Origin of the sequence: Phenylobacterium sp. (genome assembly GCF_044372605.1) — a bacterium.
In the GTDB taxonomy this organism is placed as follows: Bacteria; Pseudomonadota; Alphaproteobacteria; order Caulobacterales; family Caulobacteraceae; genus Phenylobacterium.
Window position 1 is genome coordinate 1 of the sequence record NZ_JBILRO010000171.1, and the last position, 7,502, is coordinate 7,502.

The following is a 7,502-nucleotide window of genomic DNA, read 5'->3' on the forward strand; positions in this document are numbered from 1 at the left end:
TCCACACCTGAAATCGAGGATGCGATCCAAAGGTTGAAGCCCTGGTTCGCTCAGAAGCGCGCCCAACAGGGACTGGGCTGACCGACTACTGCCCGCTGGCCTCGCCAACCACCCCTGCGACCGTGGCGCGCGCCGCACACTGGACCAGCGCCGTGCGGGTCTCCGGCGGCAGGGCGGTGGCGTTTTGTGCTGCGCCCTCCAGTGAACCGGTCTTGACGGCCTCGATGATCACGTCGGTGACGCCCTTGAGCTGGGCGGGATCAAGCCTGGCGCCCAGTCGCTCCTCGACGCATCCGCAAAAAGCCTCGCTCTGACCGGCCACAGTACAGGCGGTCTTGAGGCTCACCATGCCGGAGGCCGTGCGGGTCGCTTCCTTGGCGAAGTCCCCGGCGCTGGTCTTGAGGGCCGAACCTGCGTTGTCGCAGGCGGCCAGGGCAAGGCCGGCCAGCGCGATCAGGCTGAGACGCAGGTACATCATGGCAAGGGATCCTTGGGCGAGTGTTTGGCCTTCGTCCGGTTGATGACGCATCGTGGACGGCTGATCCAATGCCAATCTGGCATCTGCCAGATGCGCTGCGGCAATGTTGATCTTCTGGCGGGTGACGGGCTGGTCCAGGGACAGTAGAGCAACCCATGCGCCTGTATCTGGCTTCAAATCGAACCCGTGACAGTCACGCTCACCTGCTCCGGTTGGCAGGGCCGGGCGCTCGGGTCGGCGTGATCGCCAACGCGGTGGACCACCTTCCGATGCCGTCGCGACAGGCCTATGCGCGCGACGTCTACGATCCGATCGCCGAATTCCGGGACCAGGGCCTGGACGCCTATGATCTTGATCTCCGGGCCTACTTTCGACGACCCGAGGCTTTGCTGGCCGAACTCTCGCGCACGAAGATGGTCTGGGCGGTTGGCGGCAATGCGTTTCTGCTGCGAAGAGCCATGCGGCAGAGCGGGTTCGACGCCATGGCGCCGGGCCTCGTCTGGGCGGAACAGCTGATCTATGGCGGCTGGAGCGCCGGGGCCTGTGTCGCTGCGCCGTCGTTGCGGGGTCTGGAGCTCATGGATGATCCGGCGGTCCTGGCCGAAGGCTATCAACCTGATCCGGTCTGGGAGGGGCTTGGATTGATCGACGCGGCGATCGTACCCCATTTCCGCTCCGAACATGCCGAAGCCGGGGCGGCGGAGCGAACCGCCAGCTGGATGGCTGAAAATCGGATTCCCCACCGGACTTTGCGCGATGGCGACGTGTTGATCCAGGACGGTGAAACCCTCGAGCTGCACGTCGGGCGCACTTGACACACGGGTCGTGAGGCCGCCTTTCACCTCGCAAAAGGGAGACAGGCACATGCAGAAACGCCGCATCGGTTCGCTCGAGGTTTCGGCCATTGGTCTGGGCTGCATGAGCCTGAGCCACGCCTATGGCGCCCCTCCGCCCCGTGAGCAGGCCGAACAGGTGCTGCTGGGCGCGCTGGACGCCGGCTATACCTTCTTCGACACGGCGGCGGTCTATGGCCTGGGACACAACGAGACCCTGGTGGGCGAGGTGCTGAGCCCGCATCGCGACAGGTTCGTGCTCGCGTCCAAGTGCGGCATCACCGACGCCACCGGCACGCAGCGCGGGATCGACGGCCGGCCCGAGACGATCAAGGCTCTGTGCGAGGTCAGCCTGAAACGCCTGAAGACCGACGTCATCGACCTCTACTACCTGCACCGGATGGACCGTCAGGTGCCGATCGAGGACAGCGTCGGCGCCCTGGCCGACCTGGTTGCGGCAGGAAAGATCCGTTCCATCGGCCTGTCGGAGGTTTCCGCCCCGACCCTGCGCAAGGCCCACGCCGTCCACCCTGTTGCGGCGCTGCAGACCGAGTACTCACCCTGGACGCGGAACCCCGAGATCGCCGTGCTGGACGCCTGCCGCGAACTGGGCGTGGCCTTCGTGGCCTTCTCGCCGGTCGGACGCGGGTTTCTGGCGGGTGGCGTCACCGACCCGGCGAAGCTTGAGGAAGGCGACTTCCGGCGCAGCATGCCCAGATTTCAGGGCGCCGCGTTCGAGGCCAACATGGCGCTCTATCGCCGGTTCGAGGCGCTGGCGAGCGAAGCTGGCTGCACGACGGCCCAGCTCTGCCTCGCCTGGCTTCTGCAGAAAGATGAGATCATCATTCCGATCCCTGGCACCACCAGCCCCGATCACATGCGCGAGGATGCCGCCGCCGCCGGTGTGACGCTGTCAGAGGCCGTGATGGCCCGGGTCGATCAGATTGTGAACGGCGAGACCGTAACGGGATCACGCTACGCGCCCGCCATGCAGGCCTCGGTGGATACCGAGCTGATGCCCACGGAAGGCTGAGGGTTCTCCCTGTCACAAGGCATTGGGTTCGGCGATTCAGGCGCCGCCTCGCGGCTGCTGTCACCCCCGCGTCCACTCCGGCTGACCCACATCGTCCAGGCGAGTGGGGCGGCCGTGCAGGGCCACCTCGCGGAACTGGTATAGCCAGGCCGCGGTCGGGGCGTTGACCCATTGGCCGCGGAGCCGCATCTGCAGGATCAGGTCATCGCCATGAGGGTGAGCCTGACGGCGTGGGGACTTTGGATGGTCCAGCTCGGCGAGCGGGATCCGCCAGGCGACATGGACTTCGACGGGGTCAGGGATCACGGTGAGTTCGGTATCGGACCAGAAGACCACAGGCGTCACCCGATGCCCGCCCAGGGTCTTGAAGTCATCCAGTCGGCCCAGCGCGGCGTCCCGATCCAGCGACACGCCAAGTTCCTCTGAGGTCTCGCGTCGGGCGGCGTCGATCACATCCTCACCGGGTTCGATATTGCCGCCGGGAAGGGCGTAGTTGCCGGCGTTGCGCCGCATGGTCAGCGCGCGCCGGGTGAGCAGGAACGTAGGCCTTCCCTTATGTGGCGAGACCACCACCGCCACGGCCGCCAGCCGCAATCCATCAGCCGCAATCTCGCGGCGCGGGAACCCCGAGAGATTGGCCGCAATCCGCGATCTGAGATCCGGCAGCGGCAGCGCAGTCCAGGTCACCGCGCGTCGGACGAGACCGTGAAGCCCTCGTAGCCGTTGGCGGCCACCTCGTTGCACTTGTCACGATAGACCGGGAAGCCGCCGATATAGGGCATGAACACCTGGGGTTTTCCCGGCACATTGGCGCCCATGTACCAGGAGTTCGCCAGCGGGAAGATGGTGGGCGCGGCCACCTCGTTGACGTGTTCGACCCAGGCGTCCTGGGCGGCCGTCGTCGCCTCGATGGCGCCCATCTGCCGTTCGCCCATCCAGCCGATGCAGTCGGAAATCCACTCCACATGCTGCTCGATGGCCACGGCCATGTTGCAGAGCACCGAGGGGCTGCCGGGCCCGGTCACGATGAACAGATTGGGGAACCCCGCCACCATCAGGCCCAGGTAGGTGCGCGGGCCGTCCGCCCACTCGTCCTTCAGGGTCTCGCCGCCGCGGCCGCGGATGTCCACCTTGCCCAGCGCGCCCGTCATGGCGTCGAAGCCGATGGCATAGACGATGGTGTCCACGTCATGGCTTCCGCGCGTGGTGCGCACGCCGGTGGGCGTGATCGCCTCCAGCGCCTCTTCGCGAAGGTCGACCAGGGTGACGTTGTCGCGGTTGAATGTGTCGTAGTAGCCGGTGTCGACGCAAAGGCGCTTGGAGCCAATCGGGAAAGACTTGGGCGCCAGTTTCTCGGCCACGGCGGGGTCCTTGACGATCTCGCGGATCTTGCCCCTGACGAATTCGGCGGCCGTATCGTTGGCCTGAGTGTCGACGACGAGGTCACCATACCCGCCCAACAGGGCGAAGCCGCCAATCTCCCAGCGGGCCTGATAGTTGGCCTGCCGGGCTTCCGGGCTGTCCTCCAGCGCCAGGGTCTCGTTGTTCCCCACCATCAGGATGCCAAAGCCGGTTTCGCGTGCTTCCTTCCGGCGCTGCGCGCGGTTGGCTTTCCAGTCAGCGGCGATCACCGGGTCCACAGGGCCGTTATGCGCAGGCACGCTGAAGTTGGGTGTGCGCTGGAAAACGGTCACATGATCCGCCTCGGCGGCGATGATCGGGATCGACTGGATAGCTGACGATCCGGTGCCAATGACCGCCACGCGCTGGCCCTTGAAGTTCACACCATCACGGGGCCAGTTGTTGGTGTGCCAGCTCTTGCCCTGGAAGGTCTCCATGCCCGGGAACGTCGCGTCGTTGGGCACAGAGAGGCAACCGGTGGCCATGACACAGTAGCGTGCGCTGATGCACTCCCCGCGGTCGGTTGTGATCGTCCAGCGGTTGGAGCTCTCGTCAAAGTGGGCGGTGGTAACCCTGGTCTCGAGCTGGATGTCCGGGCGCAGGTCGAACCGGTCGGCGACATGATTGAGGTAGCGCAGCAGTTCCGGCTGGGTGGCGTAGCGCTCGCTCCAGACCCACTCGTCATCGAGCTCCGGCGAGAAGGAATAGGAATACTCCTGGCTCTCGATATCCACCCGGGCGCCGGGATAGCGGTTCCAGTACCAGGTGCCGCCGACGCCGGTGCCGGCCTCGTAGATCCTCGCGCTGAGCCCCATGCCGCGCAGCTTGTGCAGCATATAGAGGCCAGAGAACCCGGCGCCCACGATCACCGCATCGAATGAATCGCCTGCTGCGCCCGTCGCCATGACCACATTCCCTCATCCGTTGTTTTCCAACCATACCCGACTTGTCGGGCCGTGCATGACTTTCATGCAGGAGGGCGCCGCAGGGTCAGGCCTGGGTTACCGGCAACCTCAGATAGACATGACCGCCGGGACTGGCGGGGGGCAGGGCGCCGGCCCGGATGTTCACTTGCAGAGACGGCAGGATCAGCGTCGGCGGTGCAAGCGTGGCGTCGCGGGCGTGGCGCATGGCGACGAAGGCGGCTTCGGTGACGCCGTCGTGAGCGTGAATGTTGTGGGCGCGCTCTTCGGCCACGGTGGTTTCCCAGCGGGCGTCGGTACGGCCTGCGGGCAGGTAATCGTGGCCGACGAAGAGGCGGGTTTCCGGCGGCAAGGCCAGGACCTTCCGGATGGATCGGTAGAGAGCCGTCGCGTCGCCGCCTGGGAAGTCGGCGCGGGCGGTGCCGTAATCCGGCATGAACAGTGTGTCGCCGACAAAAGCCGCGTCGCCCAGGGTGTAGGTGACACAGGCTGGCGTGTGACCGGGCGTATGCAGCACGCCGATGGACAGGTCGCCGAGCGGAAGGACGTCACCTTCGCGCACCAGTCGATCAAAGTCGCCGCCATCGGGCTGGAGATTCTCGACCTCGAACAGCGGTGCGAACTGCGCCTGCACTTCGGTGATCCGCGCCCCGATCACCACCTCGGCTCCCGTGGCGCGGCGTATGTGATCGGCGGCCGACAGATGATCGGCGTGTGCATGGGTCTCCAGTACATAGGCCAGGTGCAGGCCCTGCTCCCGCACGGCTTGCAGGATCGCCTCCGCCGAATCGGTCGATAGCCGTGCGCTCCTGGGCTCGAAGTCGAGGACCGGGTCGATGATCGCCGCCGCGCCTGTAGCCGGATCGGAGACCAGGTAGCTGGCAGTAGATGTGGCGGGGTCGAAAAACGCTTGAATATGCGGTTGCATGTCCGGAGCCTCCTGAGTGTGACCGCGAATATATTAGATCTTGCTAATTTAGCAATAGCGCATATATGGAACTCATGTTCGATCTCACGAACTTCGACATCGCCCAGTTCGAGGCCAGCGCCGGGGAAGCCGCGAAGCTTCTGCGCGCGCTCGCCAACGAGCGGCGGCTGATGATCCTGTGCCAGCTCGTGGACGGCGAACGATCGGTGGGCGAACTGGTTCCCCTCGTCGGCCTTTCGCAGTCCGCCTTGTCGCAGCACCTTGCGGTGCTGAGGGAAGAGGCCGTCGTGGCAACCCGCCGCGAAGCCCAGAGCGTGCGCTACCGGATCGTCGACCCCGCAGCGCTGAAGGTGGTGGCGACGCTCGCCGAGATCTTTTGTCCCCCTGACATGAGGTCCCCCAATGACAACCGTTCTCACGCCCCTCACGCCGGCTGACGCGAGGAACCGCCTGCTCCAGCACCGCGCCGTGCTCGTGGATATCCGCGAGCCAGACGAGTTCGCACGCCGCCACGTCCGCGGCGCCCTGTCGCGTCCGCTTTCGGCCTTCGAACAGGCGCACCTGAAGATCGAGCCGGGCCGCGACGTGATCTTCACCTGCCGTACTGGCATGCGGACCGGTGCGAACTGCGACCGGCTCGCCAAGGCCGTGGAGGGCCCGGCATTTGTGCTTGAGGGCGGTGTTGATGGCTGGGAGGCAGCCGGTCTGCCGGTCGAAGAGGACCGCAAGGCGCCGCTGGAAATGATGCGCCAGGTCCAGATCGCAGCCGGCCTACTGGTGCTGGCGGGCGTTGGTCTGGGCTTCGGGTTTCACCCGGGCTTCTTCGCGATCTCCGGGTTCGTCGGCGCCGGGCTGATCTTCGCTGGTGCGACCGGCTTTTGTGGCATGGCGGGGCTCTTAGCGCGGGCGCCCTGGAACCGCCGAACGGTCGGCTGATTCTATGGATCCTATCCTGTCCTATGCCGCCGCGGGTCTCAGCGGCGCGCTGATCGGGCTGCTGCTCACGGTGTTCGGCGGCGGGGGCTCGGTGCTTGCGACGCCGCTGCTGCTGTATTTCGTCGGCGTACAGGACCCGCACGTGGCGATCGGCACCTCGGCCGCCGCTGTCGCCGTGAACGCCGCCATGGGCCTGGGCGTCCAGGCCCGGGCGGGACGGGTCAAGTGGCCCTGCGCCCTGGTGTTCGGCGGGGCTGGTCTAGCCGGTTCGCTGGTCGGGGCCCACCTGGCCCAGAAGGTGGACGGGGCGGTGTTGATCCTGTGGTTTGCCGTCGTCATGGCGCTGATCGGCGCCTCAATGCTGTTTCCCAGGAAGGATGCTGGCGATCCGTCCGTACACCTTACGCCGGCCCTAACCGTCAAGCTGGCCCCCTTGGGCCTCGCCACCGGTCTGGCCGCAGGCTTCTTCGGGATCGGGGGCGGATTCCTGATTGTTCCCGGCCTGATGGCGGCGACCGGCATGACCCTGGCCCATGCGGCGGCCTCCTCCCTCGTCTCGGTGGCCCTGTTCGGCGCCGCGACCAGCGCGAGCTACGCTATCTCGGGCCTGATCGACTGGGGCCTGTTTGCCGCGCTCGTGGCCGGCGGCGCGGGCGGCGCCCTGGCCGGCGCGCCCATGGCGCGGGCCCTAGCGGGACACGCAGACCTGGCCAGGCGAGTATTCGCGCTGATGGTGATCGCGACAGCCGCCTACGTCGCCTGGCGCGCGATGACCTGAGGCGTGACCGCAGAAGGGACTCCTGCGATGTGTAGGGATCGGGTTACAACGACGTCGGACGATCCGGCGCTCGCCTTGGCTGGGGGCTGTCGTCGCGGGGAGACGCAACGCCATGTCGGTCGCAGAGGCCAACGACCCGGGATCGACCGGCGAGATGTCCGTGCCGCCGACAGGCTTCGCGGCCTATCTCTT

At 66.5% G+C, this 7,502-nt stretch carries 9 protein-coding genes; 5 read left to right on the plus strand and 4 right to left on the minus strand.

The window, feature by feature from the left end:
* Nucleotides 1-85: 85 nt before the first annotated feature.
* Complete coding sequence (locus ACIQ42_RS13240) at nucleotides 86-478, minus strand: hypothetical protein (RefSeq protein ID WP_397422683.1); 393 nt, start codon at nucleotides 476-478, stop codon at nucleotides 86-88.
* A gap of 155 nt (nucleotides 479-633) precedes the next feature.
* Between ACIQ42_RS13240 and ACIQ42_RS13245 the strand changes: the two genes are divergently transcribed.
* Together ACIQ42_RS13245 and ACIQ42_RS13250 are read left to right on the plus strand one after the other, a co-directional pair.
* Nucleotides 634-1,293: a Type 1 glutamine amidotransferase-like domain-containing protein gene (locus ACIQ42_RS13245; protein WP_397422684.1), complete on the plus strand. Its 660-nt coding sequence runs from the start codon at nucleotides 634-636 to the stop codon at nucleotides 1,291-1,293.
* Nucleotides 1,294-1,342: 49 nt separating this feature from the next.
* The gene (locus ACIQ42_RS13250) at nucleotides 1,343-2,344 is read left to right on the plus strand and encodes an aldo/keto reductase (protein WP_397422686.1); all 1,002 of its coding nucleotides are present in this window, start codon (nucleotides 1,343-1,345) and stop codon (nucleotides 2,342-2,344) included.
* A gap of 60 nt (nucleotides 2,345-2,404) precedes the next feature.
* Here ACIQ42_RS13250 and ACIQ42_RS13255 read toward each other — a convergent pair whose 3' ends face one another.
* The 3 genes from ACIQ42_RS13255 to ACIQ42_RS13265 all read right to left on the minus strand — a co-directional run bounded on the left by ACIQ42_RS13255 (nucleotide 2,405) and on the right by ACIQ42_RS13265 (nucleotide 5,596).
* Entirely contained in the window at nucleotides 2,405-3,031 is a 627-nt protein-coding gene (locus tag ACIQ42_RS13255) for an NUDIX hydrolase (protein WP_397422687.1), read from the minus strand.
* Nucleotides 3,028-4,650: a flavin-containing monooxygenase gene (locus ACIQ42_RS13260; protein ID WP_397422689.1), complete on the minus strand. Its 1,623-nt coding sequence runs from the start codon at nucleotides 4,648-4,650 to the stop codon at nucleotides 3,028-3,030. Before ACIQ42_RS13260 ends, ACIQ42_RS13255 begins: the two co-directional genes overlap by 4 nt.
* Nucleotides 4,651-4,735: 85 nt before the next feature.
* Complete coding sequence (locus ACIQ42_RS13265) at nucleotides 4,736-5,596, minus strand: MBL fold metallo-hydrolase (protein WP_397422690.1); 861 nt, start codon at nucleotides 5,594-5,596, stop codon at nucleotides 4,736-4,738.
* Between the two features lie 74 nt (nucleotides 5,597-5,670).
* Here ACIQ42_RS13265 and ACIQ42_RS13270 point away from each other — a divergent pair, with 74 nt between their 5' ends.
* The 3 genes from ACIQ42_RS13270 to ACIQ42_RS13280 are packed head-to-tail and all read left to right on the plus strand — an operon-like array spanning nucleotide 5,671 to nucleotide 7,310.
* Entirely contained in the window at nucleotides 5,671-6,033 is a 363-nt protein-coding gene (locus ACIQ42_RS13270; protein ID WP_397422694.1) for an ArsR/SmtB family transcription factor, read from the plus strand.
* Nucleotides 5,999-6,532 (plus strand): rhodanese family protein, encoded by a 534-nt coding sequence (locus tag ACIQ42_RS13275; RefSeq protein ID WP_397422692.1) that lies wholly within the window; start codon nucleotides 5,999-6,001, stop codon nucleotides 6,530-6,532. Before ACIQ42_RS13270 ends, ACIQ42_RS13275 begins: the two co-directional genes overlap by 35 nt.
* Nucleotides 6,533-6,536: 4 nt before the next feature.
* On the plus strand, nucleotides 6,537-7,310 hold the full coding sequence (locus ACIQ42_RS13280; RefSeq protein ID WP_397422693.1) for a sulfite exporter TauE/SafE family protein: 774 nt from the start codon (nucleotides 6,537-6,539) through the stop codon (nucleotides 7,308-7,310).
* The last annotated feature ends 192 nt before the right edge of the window (nucleotides 7,311-7,502 follow it).

What these genes read in the sequence shown, in the direction of transcription:
- ACIQ42_RS13270 (WP_397422694.1), top strand. Translation starts at nt 5,671, where the DNA reads ATGTTCGATCTCACGAACTTCGACATCGCCCAGTTCGAGGCCAGCGCC.
- ACIQ42_RS13240 (WP_397422683.1), bottom strand. Translation starts at nt 478, where the DNA reads ATGATGTACCTGCGTCTCAGCCTGATCGCGCTGGCCGGCCTTGCCCTG.
- ACIQ42_RS13250 (WP_397422686.1), top strand. Translation starts at nt 1,343, where the DNA reads ATGCAGAAACGCCGCATCGGTTCGCTCGAGGTTTCGGCCATTGGTCTG.
- ACIQ42_RS13260 (WP_397422689.1), bottom strand. Translation starts at nt 4,650, where the DNA reads ATGGCGACGGGCGCAGCAGGCGATTCATTCGATGCGGTGATCGTGGGC.
- ACIQ42_RS13265 (WP_397422690.1), bottom strand. Translation starts at nt 5,596, where the DNA reads ATGCAACCGCATATTCAAGCGTTTTTCGACCCCGCCACATCTACTGCC.
- ACIQ42_RS13275 (WP_397422692.1), top strand. Translation starts at nt 5,999, where the DNA reads ATGACAACCGTTCTCACGCCCCTCACGCCGGCTGACGCGAGGAACCGC.
- ACIQ42_RS13280 (WP_397422693.1), top strand. Translation starts at nt 6,537, where the DNA reads ATGGATCCTATCCTGTCCTATGCCGCCGCGGGTCTCAGCGGCGCGCTG.
- ACIQ42_RS13245 (WP_397422684.1), top strand. Translation starts at nt 634, where the DNA reads ATGCGCCTGTATCTGGCTTCAAATCGAACCCGTGACAGTCACGCTCAC.